The sequence below is a fragment of the Olleya namhaensis genome (assembly GCF_900114005.1).
Lineage (GTDB): Bacteria > Bacteroidota > Bacteroidia > Flavobacteriales > Flavobacteriaceae > Olleya > Olleya namhaensis.
The window spans coordinates 22,402-41,320 of record NZ_FORM01000004.1 but is presented as its reverse complement, the minus strand read 5'-3'; the positions used below and the strand labels follow the sequence as shown (position 1 = coordinate 41,320).

Here is an 18,919-nt window from a genome sequence, read left to right as displayed (position 1 = left end):
ACGTTTATCGTGGTTCCCAAAACCGAAAAACAGATGAAACTTAACCTAAAACACCCGATTATTGCTATTATCGGCTTACTAACCACGGTTGGTTATGCTCAGCAAGTATCTATTAACGACTCTTTTTCTGCCCAACAATTGGTGGAAAACAATTTAGTACAAGGCTGCGTAGAAGTTACAAATATTACTTCTACCATAAACGGAACCGTAGATGGTTTTTCTAGCTTTGGTTATTTTGAAAGCGCTAGTTCTGACTTCCCTTTTGAAAATGGAATCGTGTTATCTACCGGACAAGCAAATTCTGGAGGTAATACTTTAAATACAAATCCTTTAAATGAAGGCTCAACAAATTGGTCCACAGATCCAGATTTAGAAGCAGCTTTAGGCATAACAAATACATTAAATGCAACTTCTATTGATTTTGATTTTATATCAAGTTCTAGTACCGTACAATTTAATTACATACTAGCATCTGAAGAGTATTTTGCTGAATACCCTTGCTTGTACTCTGACGGATTTGCATTTCTTATTCGCGAAGCTGGCAGTGGTAATCCATATCAAAACATAGCAATTGTTCCAGGAACAAATACACCTGTAAACACAAATACAATACATGATGAAATAGTTGGTTTTTGCCCAGAAGAAAACAGTCAATATTTTGAAGGTTATAATGTAGGAGACACTAATTTTAATGGTCGTACCGCAGTATTAAGTGCTTCGGCAAGTATTACACCTAATATACAATACCATATTAAATTAGTTATTGCGGATCAAACCGACCGTAATTTTGATTCTGCTGTATTTATTGAAGGTAATAGCTTTACGGATAGTGTTAATCTTGGAGAAGATATAAATACATGTGATGCTTCTGTAACCTTAAATGCTAATACAAATAATCCTGATGCTACTTATGTTTGGTCTTTAAACGATACAATAATCACTGGGCAAACTAATAGCACACTATTAGTAACTACAGACGGGAATTATAAAGTAGAAATTACAGTACCTTTAAACATGGACACCTGTACTTTTGAAGATGCAGTTACCATAGCACTTAACACTATCCAAGATGGACCAACAATAACAGATATTGAAATTTGTGATGACGCTTCAAATGATGGTCAAGCAACTTTTGATTTAACACCGAAAGTTTCAGAAATAGAATCAGCATTACCAAATGCAACGTACACTACAACATTTCATACTACACAATTACAAGCTGAAGATAACACTAATGCAATTTCAACTTTTGTAAGTTCTAACCCTGAGCAAATCATATATTACAGAGCAGAAAACACAGCTAGCGGTTGTGTTTATATCGATGCTTTTGATTTAATATTACATCCCTTTTTGACCATAACGGACCCAACACTTTTACAAGTGTGTTCTAACGGAAGTTCTGGAGTAAATTTAACCGTAAAAGATGAAGAAATAACAAATGCTAATTCTAATTACACTGTAAATTACCACTACAATCTTACGGATGCTCAAAATATACAGAACACTATTGACTCGCCTTATGTCCCTGCTAGTAATGCAGAAACACTATTTGTTAGTGTTTTGGACATGACAACAGGTTGCAGCACAACAACAACTTTGGATGTTCAGATAAATTTTAATCCCGCAATAAATCCAGACCGTCAATTATTAGATGCTTGTGAGCAAGCAGGAACGGGTTACGACACGTTTGATTTAACCACTAATATTGACGATGTTTTACAAGGTCTTACAGGCGTTACTGTAACTTATCACGAAACTCCAGAGGATGCTTTTAGCGGAACAAATGCAATTACTAATCCTACTAACTTTCCAAACTCTCAAGAGTTTATTCAAACGGTTTACATACGTGTAGAAGATGACACAACAGGATGTGCCTCTGTAGTTCCATTAGAATTACACACCTTTTTATTAGAATCTGCGACACAAATTACAGATTATTATGAGTGTGATGTCGTACCAAACGACGGTATTGTAGACTTTAATTTACGTCAAGTGGCAATTGCCATAATTAACGGTTTAGAAAATGTAACACTAGATTTTTATGAAACTGAAGAAGACTTAATTGCTAACATCAATGCTATAAATCAGAATGTAGAGTATGTTGTAAATGATGCCCCTCACACCTTATTTATTGCATTAAATAGCGATTCGTGTTCACACAATTCTTCAATTCAATTAATTATAAATGATGGTATCGAAATTCAGGCATTAACCACACAAAACTACTGTGACAATAATAGCGATGGATTTACAAGTATAGATTTATATTCTTTTAATGATTATGTCACTACAGGAATAACAGATGGTGCTACTTCATATTTTGAAACACAAGCAGATGCCGATGCAAATAATAACCCATTACCACCATTTTATAGCAATACAACTAATCCTGTAACGGTTTATGCACGTGTACAAAATCAAAATGGTTGTGCTGCAACCTCAGCTTTGACAATTCAAGTATTACCTGCACCAGAAAGCGCTAACCCTGAAAACATTACTATTTGCGATACGGATCAAGATGGATTTACAATTATTGATTTAACTTCAAGAATCCCATTAATGGTTACTGATACAACTAACAGAACGTTTACGTTTCACAGTTCTCAATCAGATGCAAATAATAATACTAACCCAATAACTAATCCTACTAACTACGATGCTAATACACAAATAGTATTTTGCAGAATAGAAAACACAACTACAGGCTGTTTTTCTGTAGAAAACTTTATAATTTACGTCAACACATTACCCGTATTTACTAATATTAGCACTTTAATTAGTTGTGAAACGGATGGTAATCAAATTGGCGAATTCCTTTTTTCTGATAAAGATTCAGAAATATTAAATGGTCAATTAGGTAAAGACGTACTTTATTTTACTTCTCAAGCTGATGCTGACTCAGGAGATAATCCAATAGATAAAGATGCTATTTATGAAAACACAAGTAATCCTCAAACTATATATGTTCGTGTTCAAAATGTAACAGATATTGATTGTTATGGCACCGCTTCGTTTCAAATAGAAGTGGGATCAAATCCAATCTATAATGCACCAACCGATGTATATGTTTGTGACGATGTTAGTAATGATGGCTTTAGTACTTTCGATTTAACAGAAATAACAACCCAAATAACACAAGGGTCTCCAGAATCTTTAAATGTTACTTATCACTTATCTTTAGAAGATGCAGAAGCACAAATCAATCCACTACCTGATAGTTTTACAACAACGGTAAACCCACAAGAGGTTTTTGTAACGGTAGATAACGGAACTTTTTGTAAAGGTATTGTCAGCTTTGAATTTGATGTTATTGCAGTCCCTTTAACTAATAGCGCTAGTGCGTTGCATGTTTGTGATGATAATACAGATGGACTTTCTGTCTTTGACTTAACACTTTCAGAAATTGAAGTCCTTTCCATAAGACAAGATAATACTGAGGTGGCTTACTTTATGTCCTCGGAAGATTTAGAACAAGGCATTAATCCAATAAGTAACCCAACAAATTTTGCTAATACTGTAAATCCACAAATCGTATTTATTAGAGTATTAAATACCATTTCTAATTGTTATGCTGAAATTCCTTTAGAATTAATTGTAGACATACCTCCAATTATTACACCAAATGTGACAGTAGACATCTGTGAAAACGCAACATTAATTTGTAACTTAAATGACATCACACCAGAATTAGTTGACACAGCACAACCAATTGATGCTAGATATTACACCTCGCAAATCGATGCAGAAACGGAACAAAATCAATTAGATACTAATTACAATTATACTATTGGTAGTCAAACCTTATTTATCAGAGCAAATTACACTAGTAGCCCGTGTTACAATATTGGTTCATTTATTTTAACTGCAACCCCAACACCTACTATTGGAAATTTACAAGACTTAGAAACTTGTGACGATGATTATGATACGTTTGCCATGTTTGATTTAAGCCAGCAAACTAGTACTGTTTTAGGTAGTCAAAGCGCAACTAATTTTACAGTATCTTATTTTACCTCTCAAAATGATGCTGACAATAATACTAATGCGATTAGTGATCTTAATGTAGACTCTGAGAATAATACATCATATTTTGTAAGAATACAAAATAACGCTGTTGGTTGCTATAATACTGCAAGTTTCTCTACAATAGTTAACAGAAAACCAGAACTAGACATTCCAAACCAAGTACTTTGTTTGGACAATTTACCTTTATTAGTATCTGCAGAAACTAATGTGCCAACAGATACCTATTCTTGGTCAACTAACAATACTAATAGCTATATTGAAGTAACAACAACAGGAACCTATTCCGTAACAGTAACAACAGCATCAGGTTGTACAACCTCAACGACATTTACAGTATCAGAGTCGGAAGCTGCGACTATTGATTTTACAGAAACCGTAGACTTTTCTGACCCTAACAATGTGACCGTAGAAATTTCAGGAATTGGTAATTACTTGTATCAATTTGATAATGAAGAACCACAAGAATCTAACTTTTTTAACAACGTACCACTAGGTCCGCATAATATTACAGTTATAGACTTAAACGGATGTAACTCCACCACAAAAGAGATTGTAATTATTGACGCTCCTAAATTTGTAACACCAAATGGCGATGGATATTTTGATACTTGGCATATAACTGGAGTTAATCAACTTTCTGGTACGATAGTAAACATTTACGACCGTTATGGTAAATTACTAAAAACACTAACCCACAACTCTCAAGGTTGGAATGGAAGATATAACGGTAATTTAATGCCTGCAAATGACTATTGGTTTGTGGCAGACGTAAAAAAGGGAGCTATTGAGTTTCAGGTCAAAGGTCATTTTTCATTAAGGCTTTAACAGTTATTCTCTTTATTAGAAAAGACATTCTCATTACCTTTGCTAACCACTAAAAACAGGTATGCAAAAAGTAATTATTTTTATTCTAATGTTGTCTACAGCTTTTGTGTCTGCACAAAATGTTGTCACAGATTCTCAAACGTATTCTGCACAGCAATTAATAGAGGATATTTTAATAGATAGTAATTGTATTACCAATGTACAAGTCACTAATGTTATCGGTGGTAATTTTGGAAGTACAGATAAAAGCTATGGATATTTTGATGCTTCGGGTACAACGTTTCCTTTTCAAAGTGGGATTGTATTAAGTACAGGACGTCTTAATAATGTAAACGGTCCTAACACAACTTTAAGTGATGATAATGCCACAAATTGGTTAGGTGATTCTGATTTAGAAACCGCTTTAAACGAGAATAATACTACTAATGCTACCGTTATAGAGTTTCAGTTTACTGCAACGACCACGCAAATTAGCTTCAACTATATTTTTGCTTCAGAAGAGTATCAAGAAGGTAATTCTAACACGTGTCAATATTCGGATTTATTTGGTTTTTTAATTCGCGAAAGCGGACAATTAGACTATCAAAATATCGCGTTAGTACCAGAAACACAAACACCTGTAAAAGTAACCACTGTCCATCCTGCAATACCTGGTGGTTGTCCTGCCGAAAATCAATTTTACTTTGGAAGTTGGAATAACACCACCTCTCCAATTAATTTTAATGGTCAAACAAAAGTACTATCCGCAAATGCTATCACAACGCCTAACACGACCTATCAGGTAAAATTAGTGATCGCTGATGAACAGAATTACAGATATGATTCTGCTGTTTTTTTAGAAGCCGGTAGCTTTGAGCTAACCACAGATTTGGGCCCTAACTTATTAAGTGATACTAATAACGCATTATGCCCTAACAGTTCTGTAACACTAGATGCGTTTCAATCAGGAAATAATACTTACGCTTGGTTTAAAGACAACGTACTATTAACCTCAGAAAATAATGCAACACTAATCGCTCAAGAGTCTGGCGTGTATAATGTCGAAGTTACTTTAGAAAACGGATGCATAAGTTACGGTCAGCTTATTATAGAGCAGCAAGCCCCCTTAAACGTATCTAACACCACGCTTTTACAATGTGATTTAGATCCTGATGGCATTACCTATTTTAATTTACTAGAAGCCAATATTGCAATAACAAATGGGGATAACAGCTTGTCTATAGATGGTTATTACACGTCTCAAACAGATGCAGAACAGCAAATTAATACCATTACTAATCCTGACAACTATCAAAATACGACTACAAATCAAATCATTTTTGCAGTTATCACAAGTAATCAGTCTAGCTGTACAACATTATCAGAAATAACATTAAGCACTGCTAACAACACACTACCAACATATACGGTTGAAACTTGTGATGATACTGTTATTGATGGTTACTCTACATTCAATTTAAACACTATTGTTACACAAATACAAACAGAAGTACCAACTAATGCGACAATAACTTTTTATAGTACTCTAGATAACGCTTTCGCGGAAAGCAATCCGTTGCCAATTAATTTTGAAAACACACAACAAGACATGCAAACCATTATTGTACGTGTAAAAACAGACACTAACGATTGCTATGCGCTAACCGAAGTCCAATTAGATGTTTTAAATACACCTATGATATTAGCTAATGAAAACATAAGCTATTGTCCGGATAATTACCCTGAAAACATCACTTTAGAAGGGGGTATTTTAAATGACGCGCCTAACAATTACAACTATCAATGGTTACTAAACGGAGTAGACATTAATCTTAATACAGCTTCAATTAACGTCAACCAAACGGGGACGTATACTGTTGTAATTTCAAATCCAAATGGTTGCTCAAACACAAGAGATATTACTGTAACTACCGCTCAAGTACCAATTATAGAAAACATTGACGTTTCAGAACAAACAACTAACAATACCATTACTGTAAACTTAAGTAATACGGGCAGTTTTGAATTTAGTTTAGACACTATTAGTTTTCAAAATTCTAATCAATTTTTAAATATCCCTGCCGGAATACATACTGTTTATGTTCGAGAATCAAATGGATGCGGATTGATACAGCAAACTATTGCTATTTTAGGGTTTCCAAAATATTTCACACCAAATGGAGACATTTATAACCAATATTGGAAACCTGTAGGTATAACTCCAGATTTTAACGCCAATTTAGACATTAAAATATTTGACCGTTATGGCAAGCTGCTTTATGTAATAACTCCGGAAGCTCAAGGTTGGGATGGTACTCTAAATGGCCAACCCTTGCCTACAAGTGATTATTGGTACCAATTACAACTTAAAGATGGTGTTGTTGTAAAAGGACATTTTACTTTAAAGCGCTAAAACCTTTAACCTTCCTTTAAAGAAATAACTGCGTATTATTCTGTAATTTTGTCATATGAAATTCAAAATACATTCAGAATTTAAACCTACCGGAGATCAGCCTTCAGCTATTAAGCAATTAGTGGCTGGTTTGGACAATAAAGACAAGTACCAAACCTTATTAGGTGTTACTGGTTCTGGTAAAACATTTACAGTCGCTAATGTTATTGAGGAGACCCAAAGACCAACCCTGGTATTGGCTCACAACAAAACATTGGCTGCGCAATTGTATTCTGAATTTAAACAGTTTTTTCCAGAGAATGCGGTTGAATATTTTGTATCTTACTATGACTACTACCAACCGGAAGCTTACATACCAACCTCAGGAGTTTATATAGAAAAAGATTTATCTATAAACGAAGAGATCGAGAAAATGCGTTTAAGCACAACCTCTTCCCTATTGTCAGGTCGTCGTGATGTTATTGTTATCGCGTCCGTGTCTTGTTTGTATGGTATTGGAAATCCTGTCGAGTTTCAGAAAAATGTAATTTCTATTGAGGTTGATCAACAAATTTCCCGTACTAAATTACTACATCAATTAGTACAAAGTTTGTACTCCCGTACGGAAGCCGATTTTAAACATGGTAATTTCAGAATAAAAGGAGATACAGTAGATATTTTTCCTAGTTATGCGGATGATGCGTTTAGAGTACACTTTTTTGGAGATGAAATTGAAGAAATCGAATCTTTTAATATTCAAACCAACGAAATTGTAGAAAAGTATGATAGACTAACAATCTATCCTGCAAATATGTTTGTAACCTCTCCAGACATTCTGCAAAATGCTATAAAATCTATCCAAGACGATTTAGTAAAACAATATGATTATTTTAAAGAAATTGGTAAACATTTAGAAGCAAAACGTCTAAAGGAACGTACGGAATTTGATTTAGAAATGATACGCGAATTAGGCTATTGTTCTGGAATCGAAAATTACTCGCGTTACCTTGATGGTCGTGATCCCGGAACTAGACCATTCTGTTTGTTAGACTATTTTCCAGATGACTATTTAATGGTTGTGGATGAGAGTCACGTGACCATATCCCAAGTACATGCCATGTATGGTGGTGACCGAAGCAGAAAAGAAAACTTAGTAGATTATGGTTTTAGATTACCTGCTGCCATGGACAACAGACCGTTAAAATTTGAAGAGTTTGAAGCCTTACAAAACCAAGTAGTTTATGTTAGTGCAACACCTGCTGACTACGAATTACAAAAAACAGATGGTATTTATGTAGAACAAGTAATACGCCCTACAGGTTTATTAGATCCTATTATTGAAGTAAGACCTAGTCTAAATCAAATTGATGATTTAATTGAAGAAATCCAACAACGCATAGAAAAAGATGAACGTACTTTGGTAACAACCTTAACCAAGCGTATGGCAGAAGAGCTGACTAAATATTTAAGCCGAATCAATATCCGTGTAAATTATATACACAGTGATGTAGATACTTTAGAGCGTGTTCAAATCATGCAAGATTTACGTAAAGGTATTTATGATGTATTGGTTGGTGTAAACTTACTTCGTGAAGGTTTAGATTTACCTGAAGTCTCTTTGGTAGCTATTTTGGATGCGGATAAAGAAGGTTTTCTACGTTCGGCAAGATCATTAACTCAAACAGTAGGTCGTGCTGCACGTAACCTAAACGGAAAAGCAATTATGTATGCTGATAAGATTACTAAAAGTATGCAAAAAACTATTGATGAAACTGAGTATAGACGTGAAAAACAAATAGCTTACAACACCGCTAATAACCAAGCTCCAAAAGCTTTAAATAAAAGTTTAGACAGTGCATTAGGAAAAAACTCTGTAAGTACTTATAGTTATGAATTAGAGGCTGCAAGAGCTGCAGAACCTGAAAGCGAGTATCTGTCTAAAGGTGAATTAGAAAAGAAAATTAGAGAAAAACGTAAAACAATGGAGGCTGCTGCTAAAGCATTAGACTTTATTATTGCGGCTAAATTGCGTGACGAAATAAAAATGTATCAGGGTAAATTAGAAGACTTGAAAGTCTAATTATACTGTACCTTAAATATATCTATCAAAACCTCAGCAGGGACCATCATATCAGGAAAACCTTCCATTAAATACAACACTCTAGTTATGGAGTCGTGACTTAATCCCATTCTAAGTCCATAATTGTACAACTTAGCTAATTCTGATTTGGTACGTTCTTGATCCACATGCATCAGCAATACCATTCTATGGAATTGTACTATACGCTCGCTATGAGATTTAAGTGGTCTACGATTTACGGGATGGTTAATTAAATAGTCAAAATCTTCTCTTGAAACATCTAATTGCTGCGCTACTGACAATAAAAAGGTATACTCTACCATTTTTAATCTGTCATCACTTTTTGCAAAAGCGATCATCTCTGATAATAGGCTTAATTTTTCAACTCTGTTAGGCATAACTCTGGGGATAAATAATACTGTATAAAGTTAGGAATAAAACCTAATTTATAATCGTTGAAAATTAGTCGCTTATCGAAAAAATGAGCGTTATACAACGTTACTTTAGCTACCTCTATCCTAAATAGATTTATTAAAAAAGAAACTAGTGAGATTTTAATCTTATTTTTCTACGCTTTATAGCCTCACTAAAAAGGCGCAATCTGCTGCTAAAAAATAAGTTAGCTTTTACACTACATATTTTCTACTTTAAAATCGAATAATAAAACATAGCGCTATTGACCACTAAATCACAAAACGCTAGAAACGGACTATTTGATTATAAAAGTGATATTCTATTACTATTAAAAACGGTAAAGTCTAAAACATACAAAGTATATATTTAGAAGTCTAATTATTTTGTAAAAGCAAAATTAAACGTAAATTAGGTCTTATAACTTTACAAGTTTGTACTTTTACACTTTAAATTTAAATAATGACAAACAACGATATTTTAAAAAAACTAAGAGTAGCTCATAAGTTTAGAGATACTGATATTGTAGATATCTTAGCTTTAGTAGATTTCAGGATTACCAAATCAGAGTTAAATGCGCTTTTTAGAAGAGAAGATCATCCTAACTATGTAGAATGTGGAGATCAGATTTTACGTAACTTTTTAAATGGCTTAGTGATTCACTTAAGAGGACCAATGCCTAAAAAAGGAGAGAAACCATCTGGCGATGATTCCGCGAAAGCGAAACCTAAAAAAATAGACTTAAATAAAACGTACAATAAGTCACAAAAAAAGAGCAACTAAATAGTTGCTCTTTTTTTTATTATATACATTAAAGTATTAAGCTAATACTGCTTGTACTTTATCTGCTGCTTCTTGGAATTCTGTAGCACTCATTACATCTAATCCAGAATCGTCAATTAATTTTTTAGCGATATCTGCATTAGTACCCTGTAAACGTACAATAATTGGTACACTAATGTTACCCATGTTTTTGTAAGCATCAATTACACCTTGAGCAACACGATCACAACGAACGATACCACCAAAAATGTTAATTAAAATTGCTTTAACAGCTGGATCTCTTAAAATAAGTTCGAAAGCAATTTCTACTCTTGCTGCATCTGCAGTACCACCAACATCTAAAAAGTTAGCTGGCTCTCCACCTGCTTGCTTAATTAAATCCATAGTTGCCATAGCTAAACCAGCACCATTTACCATACAACCCACGTTTCCGTCAAGGTCTACATAATTAAGTCCTTGTTCTCCTGCTTCTACTTCAATAGCATTTTCTTCACGTAAATCGCGCATTGCTGCTAAATCTTTATGTCTAAATAAAGCGTTATCGTCAATTGTTACTTTAGCATCAACTGCCATTATTTTATCATCACTAGTTTTTAAAACTGGGTTGATTTCAAATAATGAAGAGTCTGACTTATCGTAAGCAGTATATAATGCTGTTACAAATTTAGTCATGTCTTTAAAAGCTGCTCCTGATAAACCTAAGTTAAAAGCAATTTTACGTGCTTGAAAAGGTAAGATTCCTGTTGCAGGGTCAATTTCTTCAGTAAAAATTAAATGTGGTGTTTCTTCAGCAACAGTTTCAATATCCATTCCACCTTCTGTAGAATACATAATCATGTTACGTCCATTACCTCTATTTAATAATACAGACATATAATATTCTTCTGGCTCAGAATCTCCAGGATAGTATACGTCTTCACATATTAATACTTGGTGCACACGCTTACCTTCTGCTGAAGTTTGAGGTGTTACCAAATCCATTCCTATAATTTCTCCAGCGATAGTTTTAACTGCGTCTAAGTTTTTAGCCAACTTAACTCCACCACCTTTACCACGTCCACCAGCATGAACTTGCGCTTTAACAACGTGCCATCCTGTTCCAGTATCTTCAGTTAATTTTTTAGCTGCAGCAACCGCTTCCTCAGCATTTTGTGCTACAATACCACGTTGGATACGTACGCCAAAGCTGCTTAATAATTCTTTTCCTTGATATTCGTGTAAATTCATCTTGTTTAGAGTAAAATTTTAGAATAACAAAAGTAAATAATCACATTTACTTACCCTAATATTTAATTATGAAAAAAGTTAACAAAATGAAGAATTTATAAATTGTTAAATAATTAACAATTTGTTTTAAATGTGTAATATTATTATAATTTAATTTTTTAATGTCTTTAAAAAAATATCTTTGACTAAAAATTACATGATGCAAAACAGCCAATTACTAGATATAGCAGCGGACTTTGGGAGTCCTGTATACATTTACGACGCAGACATTATCACGTCACAATACCAACGTTTGACGTCTGCTTTTAAATCCGTAGACCAAGTAAAAATTAATTATGCTGTTAAAGCATTATCAAATATTTCGGTTTTAAAGTTAATGAAACAGCTAGGTTCTGGTTTGGACACTGTGTCTTTACAGGAAGTACAATTAGGACTTGCTGCTGGTTTTGATGCAGAAAACATCATATTTACCCCTAATGGTGTCTCTTTACAGGAAATAGAAACGGTTGCAGAATTAGGTTGCCAAATTAATATTGATAATCTATCCATTTTAGAACAATTTGGAACTAAGCATCCTAAAACACCTGTATGTATTAGAATAAATCCGCATGTGATGGCAGGTGGAAACACTAATATATCTGTGGGACATATAGATAGTAAGTTTGGAATATCCATACATCAAATACCACATATATTACGAATTGTAGAAAACACAAAAATGAATATTAACGGTATACATATGCATACTGGAAGTGATATTTTAGATATTGATGTGTTTTTATACGCAAGTGAAATACTATTTGAAACTGCTAAAAACTTTAAAAGTCTAGAATTTATAGATTTTGGATCTGGATTTAAAGTACCCTACAGCGCTGGAGATATTGAAACAAATATTGAGGAGTTTGGCGAAAAGCTAAGCAAAAGGTTTAATGATTTTTGCGAAGAATATGGTAAACCTTTAACCTTGGCTTTTGAACCAGGTAAATTTTTAGTCAGTGAGGCTGGTCAATTTTTAGTTAACGTTAATGTTGTAAAACAAACGACATCAACTGTTTTTGCTCAAGTAGATAGTGGTTTTAATCACCTAATCAGACCAATGCTTTATGGGTCACAACACGGTATTAGAAATATTTCAAATCCAGAAGGACGCGAACGCTTTTACAGTGTTGTAGGTTACATCTGCGAAACAGATACGTTTGCTAATAATAAACGTATTTCAGAAATAAATGAAGGTGATATTTTAGCTTTTAGTAACGCTGGAGCCTACTGCTACTCTATGGCTAGTAATTACAATTCGCGTTGCAGGCCTGCTGAAGTATTAGTTTATAATGGCGAAGCCCATTTAATAAGAAAAAGAGAAACTTTTGAAGACATATTACATAATCAAATAGAGATTGATTTAAAGTAATACTTGATCTATTAAGTTAAAAAAAAGCCATTTCTAAACAGAAATGGCTTTTTAACATAAAAGACTAATTTACAGAGCACTATAACTAAATTTAATAATAATTATTTTTAACAATAATCGGTGAAGTGTTAAAAAAAGGCTTTTAAAAGCCTAATACAGTGTTTTTTAACCGATAAAAATGCTTTTAATCTAAAAAAAGTGTTAGTTTCGCAGTTAATGGTGTTTCCCCGCCAATTACTGTTAAATTTTTAAAATATTATCCCTAATCCCTTAAACATGTCTACTGATACGTCCCCTACTATATTATCAGACGAAATCCATGATAAAGATTTTTTATCTACAATTGAAGACTCATTAGCTATTGGCTCTTGGGACCTTGATGTAACTTCTAATACTTTAAAATGGAGCTCTTTCACAAAAAAAATTCACGAAGTAGCAGCAGATTATACTCCAGAAGTTAGTCAAGCTATCTTTTTTTATAAGGAAGGCTCACATCGCGAAAAAATAACGCTTCTATTTCAAGCTGCATTAGAAATTGGACAACAATTTGATGACGAGTTTATAATTGTTACAGCTAAAGGAAACGAAAAATGGGTCAGAGCAATAGGACATCCTAAATGGGAAAATAATATTTGCACCGGAATTAGAGGGATATTTCAAGACATTACAGAAAAAACTTTAGAAACAAAAAAAACCGTTATTAAAGAGAAACAGTTTAGATCGCTTTTTGACTATTCTCTAACTGGGATGGCATTACTAAGTCTAGAAGGTCATTGGTTAAAAGTAAATCATGGTATATGCAAACTGTTAGGCTATTCAGAACAGGAGTTTTTAAACACACATTTTAAAGAACATACCCATTTAGACGATCAAAAAAAAGGACAAAAAGAATTAAAACTAATGCTTTCTGACCAATTAGATAATTATCAAATTGAAAAACGTTATTTACATAAAAATGGCTCTAGCGTACATTGTATTTTGTCACTGACAATAGTAAGGGATAGCGATAGAAAACCAAAACATTTTATTGCGAATATTAATGATATCTCAGAAATTAAAAAAGGAAAAAATAAAATAACGGACCTATTAACGGTTAGCTCTAAGCAAAACGAAAGGTTATTAAATTTTGCCCATATTGTATCTCATAATTTAAGATCACATGGTGGTAATTTAGACATGCTTTTAAAATTAAAGAAAGAAGAATATCCTGAAGTTATTACTAACGAATATTTTCCATTAATCGAGCAAGCTGTTGAAAACCTAAACGAAACCATTCAAAACTTGAATGATGTTGCTATATATAACTCATTAGACAACAACAAACTAGAGCCCCTAAATATACTGCAGTATACCAATAATGCACTAAGCACTATTAATGGTGTTATAATCGCAAACCAAGTTGACTTAGACATTACTGTAGATAAAAACATTACAATTAAAGCCATACCTGCTTATTTAGATAGCATTATTATAAATCTATTAACCAATGCTATTAAATATAAAAGACCTGGTGTAAACCCTAAAATAGAAATTGAAGCCTTACAAACAGAATCTCATGTTATGTATTCTATCACTGATAACGGTTTAGGTATTGATTTAGAAAAGCATAGCACCAAACTATTTGGAATGTATAACGTGTTTCATAAACATAAAGAAGCAAGAGGACTTGGGCTATTTATTGTAAAAAATCAGATTGAAGCACTGGGCGGAACAGTGGAAGTGGAAAGTACTGTAGGAGAAGGTACTAAATTTATAATCTATTTTAATTATGAATAATTCGTTAGACTTAATTTGTATCATCGACGATGATCCTATTTACACTTTTGCTGTCCGAAAACTATTGAAAATAAATAATTTTTCGGATAATCAACTTGTATTTAAAAACGGAAAAGAAGCATTAGATGGGCTAATTACTATGCAAAATAAAAAAGACAATTTGCCTGATGTAATCCTATTAGACATAAATATGCCTATCATGGATGGTTGGGAATTTTTAGAAGCATTTAAAATTAGTAATTTTAATAAAGACATTCCCATTTTTATAACAAGCTCTTCTGTGGACAATCTAGATATTAGAAAAGCAACAACTAATACTTTAGTTAACGGTTATATTAGCAAACCGCTTAATAATCAAAGTTTACAAGAAATAAAACGTAAATGTCTCTAAATATTTTGATAAAAGGTTAATCCATTTTTATATAAATCGTAAAACGCAAACTCTCTAGTTTGCCAATCTGTATTCACTACAGCTGTTTCTGGATGAAACACCTCTTTATCCTTTAGCTCTTCAAATAAACTATCTACATATTGCGTTACAATACGAAGCATTGGTCTGTCTACATTAAAATCCCAATCCTTATCGTCTCGCCATTGTAAATGAATCTCTATATGGTCACGTTTAATACCTGCGTATTTTGGATCTTTTGGATCGTCCGCAAAAGCGATTTCAAACCCAAGTTTTTGAGTATAAAAAAATAAGGCAGCTAACACATTCTGTACCGGTAAAACGGGATGAATTTGATGTAATATTGGTCTATTCATGCTTAATCTTGTTTTACTTTACCCGAAAAATGATTCACTTTTGGACTGATTGGGTTTCCTGTGATCCGTCTAAATGATGCTATTTGGCCACAATGCCATATAGAATCTGCTATTGGACCATTAATATTATTCCAAAACGGAATTTTACTTGATCCAAATATGATTTCAAATTCTGAAATATCTTCACTTGCTCTTAATATATCAGCTGCTTGTTTTAAATTATTTAACGTTACGCTACGTTGTGCTTCAAAATCCAACACAGTGGTGTCCTTAACGTTTTCTTGTTTTAACGTCGAATTTAAAACGATTATTGATAGCTCATAAATATGCTTTACCGTTTCTCCCGTTGTCCTAACAGAATCAGATGACTTGTAAACTAAATCTGATTCCGTTAATCCATCAGTAGCATGATAAAATCGAAATCCTAAAGCATCTACTTGTCTTGCTGCTACTGTACCAGCAGTAAACGTTTTTGATGCTTCTGGTAATTCATAATAGGGTAACTCTTTGGTTTGCGAAAGCATTGTAGTTGTTATAATTAAGGTTATAAAAAATAATTTTGTTTTCATTTTTATCTATTATTATTAATATAATTTGTTGGATCTAAATACCCTTCTGTGTCAGAAGAATACCCTGGACCAATTGGCATGTTTAGAGCATCTCTTACCTCTAAATGCAAATGTGCTAAATATGCACCATCCGCTGTCCCAATCGTCCCAATAACAGTTCCTTTTGTAATGTATTGGCCTTTTGCAACTGATATGGATTGACAATGTGCATATACCGATTCAATTTTAGACTGATCAGGATTATAATGTACAATTCTAATCACATTACCCCAACCACCTTTTATATCTTCTGCAAAAGACACATACCCATTTGCTATAGCATATATCGGATCTCCTAAATCCGTATTACCGCCTCCAACACCATTCCAATCATCTCCTAAATGATAATTCTCTTGAAAGCCTTGCGCATTGTAATACTGTTTTGCATCTGGTTTACCTACAGGAAAATCGTAACCATTAGTCACTTTAAAAGTGTCCACCTCCACTGTTTTAAGTTTTAGCGCATCTACTGTTATATTTTGCTTTTTAATACCGACCATAACTTCTCTTTCTTTTTTACATTGAAAAAAAAGCACACAAAATAAAAACAGCAATTTATGGTTATTCCACATCGTCCTCTGTATTTAGAATACCATCAGGTCCTTTTGAAACTAAGGAATAAGTTAAACCATCTTCTGTGACAACATAATAAAACGCATTATCCCATACATCTAAAGTTAAGTCTCTATGTAGAGGGTTGTTTCTAATAATTGTGTTTAACTGTTTTGGGTATGTATTGAATTGTTTTTTTTCGGCCTTTAGCAATTCATGAATCTGCGTCATCTGCTTAGTCATTGCATTTTGGTTTTTATTTATGGAAAACAGAAACCAAACTGGAATAATCAATACTACAAGCAACAACAACATTCTTAACATTATTTTGTCTGACGGATAAATCATAAGCTGTTTGGGCAGCCCATGTTCCTTTTCGTATTTACGTTGTGCTTTTTTCTTTTTCCAAAATTTATAATCGGCAAAAAACAGATAGATCTCTAAAAAACTCTCTAATAAATAAGTTAAAAAATCCAATTCCTAATCTTTAAATTCCTTAACCTGAGGGATATTACTTGTCCCGTATTTATCAAACAAATACACTAAACTTGTCATTGTTGCTGCACCAAGCTCCAACTCACGTTTATTTACTGCGTCAAATGTATCGTTTGCTGCGTGATGATGATCAAAATAACGCTGAGAATCTGGACGTAAACCAGCCATGACAATTGTTTCATTTTTTAATGGACCAATGTCTGCTCCGCTATACCCTTTTTCAAAATAATGAATTAAATAAGGTTTGAATAAAGACTCCCAACCTAACACTTTATTTAATGCTGCTTCACTGCAATCAAAACTAAACCCACGAGGAGAAAACCCTCCAGAATCACTCTCTAAAGCAAAGACATGATTTTCATTTTTACGTTTCGCTTCTTCTGCATATTTTTTTCCACCACGTAATCCGTTTTCTTCATTCATGAATAACACGACTCTGATAGTACGTTTTGGTTTGATACCGCTTTCTTTTAATAACCTGATAACATCCATAGATTGTACTACTCCTGCACCATCGTCATGAGATCCGTCTCCTAAATCCCACGAGTCTAAATGTCCTCCAACAACCATAAACTCATCTGGAAATTCGCTTCCCGTAATTTCTCCGATAACATTGTATGATAAAACATCTTCAAATACTTGACAACTTTGTTTAAAATAGAATTTTAAATTATTGTCTTTTAATAAAGCTTCTGACAATTTATTAGCATCATTTGTACTTATTGCTGCAGATGGCACACGTTGCTCATTTGGCAAATCCATGTACCCCATGCTTCCTGTATGTGGCAAATCGTCTTGACGTAAATTTAACGAACGGACAATTACACCAACTGCTCCTAGTTTACCAGCCTCATAAGCACCTGCATAACGTTGTTTAGAACACCCTCCGTAAGCTTCAAACGTGTGTATTAATTCAGGATTCATAGCGCCATTAAAAAACACTATTTTTCCTTTTACTTTTTCTCCAAGTTCCGCTAGCTCTTCAAAGCTTTTAACTTCTATTACTTGTGCTTCCAATCCTGAAGTAGACGTTGCTACAGAACCTCCTAATGCACAAATATTAACATCTAAGGTTGTATTATTGGTTGTAAAGTGCGCGACTTCTTTTGCGCCACGCTCCCATTTTGGAACCATTACTTCTTGCAACCATACTTTGTCTAGTCCTAATTTCTCCAATTCAGATTTTGTGTATTGTACTGCCTTTTCTGCACTTGCAGATCCTGACAAACGTCCTCCTATTTTATTAGACAAATGGTCTAACCATTGGTAAGCTTTACCATTAGTTAATGATTGGCTGTAAATAGTTTTTAATGCGTCTTGATCCGATTGTCCTGAGACGGTAATGGATAGTAATAATGCAAAAAGAATTGCTAGTTTTTTCATGGTTGGTAATTTTACTTTAAAGATAGTATTTATATATGAAAAGACCTGATAGAAATTTAATCCTATCAGGCCTCCTATTTTATTTTGATTAACCGCTTTAGTTGTTTTTTAAGATCATGCGGTTTGCGTTAGCGATTGAAATGGCATCCTTTTTTTGCTGCCACAAATGGCAAAAAAAGATATAATGGAAAGCGCGACCCTTGTGGTAA

The 18,919-nt window shown here is 33.5% G+C and carries 14 protein-coding genes; 7 read left to right on the top strand and 7 right to left on the bottom strand.

Annotation, left to right across the window (positions count from 1 at the left end):
• Nucleotides 1-33: 33 nt before the first annotated feature.
• The 3 genes from BMZ09_RS07390 (at nucleotide 34) to uvrB (ending at nucleotide 9,302) form a co-directional block, all read left to right on the top strand.
• Nucleotides 34-4,851: a T9SS type B sorting domain-containing protein gene (locus BMZ09_RS07390; RefSeq protein WP_090839042.1), complete on the top strand. Its 4,818-nt coding sequence runs from the start codon at nucleotides 34-36 to the stop codon at nucleotides 4,849-4,851.
• A 61-nt stretch (nucleotides 4,852-4,912) separates the two neighbouring features.
• Nucleotides 4,913-7,243 (top strand): T9SS type B sorting domain-containing protein, encoded by a 2,331-nt coding sequence (locus tag BMZ09_RS07385; RefSeq protein ID WP_090839040.1) that lies wholly within the window; start codon nucleotides 4,913-4,915, stop codon nucleotides 7,241-7,243.
• 55 nt (nucleotides 7,244-7,298) lie between these two features.
• Nucleotides 7,299-9,302, top strand: coding sequence for an excinuclease ABC subunit UvrB (gene uvrB, locus BMZ09_RS07380; protein ID WP_090839038.1), 2,004 nt, complete (start codon nucleotides 7,299-7,301; stop codon nucleotides 9,300-9,302).
• Here the strand turns inward: uvrB and BMZ09_RS07375 are convergent.
• On the bottom strand, nucleotides 9,299-9,700 hold the full coding sequence (locus tag BMZ09_RS07375; protein ID WP_090839036.1) for a hypothetical protein: 402 nt from the start codon (nucleotides 9,698-9,700) through the stop codon (nucleotides 9,299-9,301). The genes uvrB and BMZ09_RS07375 overlap by 4 nt on opposite strands.
• Before the next feature lie 475 nt (nucleotides 9,701-10,175).
• Here BMZ09_RS07375 and BMZ09_RS07370 point away from each other — a divergent pair, with 475 nt between their 5' ends.
• The gene (locus BMZ09_RS07370) at nucleotides 10,176-10,496 is read left to right on the top strand and encodes a DUF1456 family protein (RefSeq protein WP_090839034.1); all 321 of its coding nucleotides are present in this window, start codon (nucleotides 10,176-10,178) and stop codon (nucleotides 10,494-10,496) included.
• Nucleotides 10,497-10,532: 36 nt separating this feature from the next.
• Here BMZ09_RS07370 and sucC read toward each other — a convergent pair whose 3' ends face one another.
• Entirely contained in the window at nucleotides 10,533-11,723 is a 1,191-nt protein-coding gene (gene sucC / locus BMZ09_RS07365; protein WP_090839032.1) for an ADP-forming succinate--CoA ligase subunit beta, read from the bottom strand.
• Nucleotides 11,724-11,922: 199 nt separating this feature from the next.
• On the opposite strand from sucC, the gene lysA reads away from it, so the two are divergent.
• The 3 genes from lysA to BMZ09_RS07350 all read left to right on the top strand — a co-directional run bounded on the left by lysA (nucleotide 11,923) and on the right by BMZ09_RS07350 (nucleotide 15,298).
• A complete protein-coding gene (gene lysA, locus BMZ09_RS07360) occupies nucleotides 11,923-13,131 on the top strand; it encodes a diaminopimelate decarboxylase (protein WP_090839501.1) in 1,209 nt (402 codons plus the stop codon).
• A 276-nt stretch (nucleotides 13,132-13,407) separates the two neighbouring features.
• Complete coding sequence (locus tag BMZ09_RS07355) at nucleotides 13,408-14,907, top strand: sensor histidine kinase (protein ID WP_090839031.1); 1,500 nt, start codon at nucleotides 13,408-13,410, stop codon at nucleotides 14,905-14,907.
• The gene (locus tag BMZ09_RS07350; RefSeq protein WP_090839028.1) at nucleotides 14,900-15,298 is read left to right on the top strand and encodes a response regulator; all 399 of its coding nucleotides are present in this window, start codon (nucleotides 14,900-14,902) and stop codon (nucleotides 15,296-15,298) included. The genes BMZ09_RS07355 and BMZ09_RS07350 overlap by 8 nt, the downstream gene beginning before the upstream one ends.
• Here the strand turns inward: BMZ09_RS07350 and BMZ09_RS07345 are convergent.
• The 5 genes from BMZ09_RS07345 to BMZ09_RS07325 all read right to left on the bottom strand — a co-directional run bounded on the left by BMZ09_RS07345 (nucleotide 15,295) and on the right by BMZ09_RS07325 (nucleotide 18,710).
• Complete coding sequence (locus BMZ09_RS07345) at nucleotides 15,295-15,672, bottom strand: VOC family protein (protein ID WP_090839026.1); 378 nt, start codon at nucleotides 15,670-15,672, stop codon at nucleotides 15,295-15,297. The two genes, BMZ09_RS07350 and BMZ09_RS07345, sit on opposite strands and share 4 nt — an antisense overlap.
• A gap of 2 nt (nucleotides 15,673-15,674) precedes the next feature.
• Entirely contained in the window at nucleotides 15,675-16,241 is a 567-nt protein-coding gene (locus BMZ09_RS07340) for a hypothetical protein (RefSeq protein ID WP_090839024.1), read from the bottom strand.
• A 2-nt stretch (nucleotides 16,242-16,243) separates the two neighbouring features.
• Nucleotides 16,244-16,780, bottom strand: a complete 537-nt coding sequence (locus BMZ09_RS07335; RefSeq protein WP_245741107.1) for a M23 family metallopeptidase — start codon at nucleotides 16,778-16,780, stop codon at nucleotides 16,244-16,246.
• Nucleotides 16,781-16,841: 61 nt separating this feature from the next.
• Complete coding sequence (locus tag BMZ09_RS07330) at nucleotides 16,842-17,309, bottom strand: hypothetical protein (RefSeq protein WP_090839020.1); 468 nt, start codon at nucleotides 17,307-17,309, stop codon at nucleotides 16,842-16,844.
• 3 nt (nucleotides 17,310-17,312) lie between these two features.
• Entirely contained in the window at nucleotides 17,313-18,710 is a 1,398-nt protein-coding gene (locus BMZ09_RS07325) for a M20/M25/M40 family metallo-hydrolase (protein ID WP_090839018.1), read from the bottom strand.
• Between the last annotated feature and the right edge of the window lie 209 nt (nucleotides 18,711-18,919).

Excerpts from the sequence above, each read along its gene's own strand:
- BMZ09_RS07385 (WP_090839040.1), top strand. The coding sequence starts at position 4,913 with ATGCAAAAAGTAATTATTTTTATTCTAATGTTGTCTACAGCTTTTGTG.
- BMZ09_RS07350 (WP_090839028.1), top strand. The coding sequence starts at position 14,900 with ATGAATAATTCGTTAGACTTAATTTGTATCATCGACGATGATCCTATT.
- BMZ09_RS07370 (WP_090839034.1), top strand. The coding sequence starts at position 10,176 with ATGACAAACAACGATATTTTAAAAAAACTAAGAGTAGCTCATAAGTTT.
- uvrB (WP_090839038.1), top strand. The coding sequence starts at position 7,299 with ATGAAATTCAAAATACATTCAGAATTTAAACCTACCGGAGATCAGCCT.
- BMZ09_RS07390 (WP_090839042.1), top strand. The coding sequence starts at position 34 with ATGAAACTTAACCTAAAACACCCGATTATTGCTATTATCGGCTTACTA.
- BMZ09_RS07345 (WP_090839026.1), bottom strand. The coding sequence starts at position 15,672 with ATGAATAGACCAATATTACATCAAATTCATCCCGTTTTACCGGTACAG.
- BMZ09_RS07375 (WP_090839036.1), bottom strand. The coding sequence starts at position 9,700 with ATGCCTAACAGAGTTGAAAAATTAAGCCTATTATCAGAGATGATCGCT.
- lysA (WP_090839501.1), top strand. The coding sequence starts at position 11,923 with ATGCAAAACAGCCAATTACTAGATATAGCAGCGGACTTTGGGAGTCCT.
- BMZ09_RS07335 (WP_245741107.1), bottom strand. The coding sequence starts at position 16,780 with ATGGTCGGTATTAAAAAGCAAAATATAACAGTAGATGCGCTAAAACTT.
- BMZ09_RS07325 (WP_090839018.1), bottom strand. The coding sequence starts at position 18,710 with ATGAAAAAACTAGCAATTCTTTTTGCATTATTACTATCCATTACCGTC.
- BMZ09_RS07340 (WP_090839024.1), bottom strand. The coding sequence starts at position 16,241 with ATGAAAACAAAATTATTTTTTATAACCTTAATTATAACAACTACAATG.
- BMZ09_RS07355 (WP_090839031.1), top strand. The coding sequence starts at position 13,408 with ATGTCTACTGATACGTCCCCTACTATATTATCAGACGAAATCCATGAT.
- sucC (WP_090839032.1), bottom strand. The coding sequence starts at position 11,723 with ATGAATTTACACGAATATCAAGGAAAAGAATTATTAAGCAGCTTTGGC.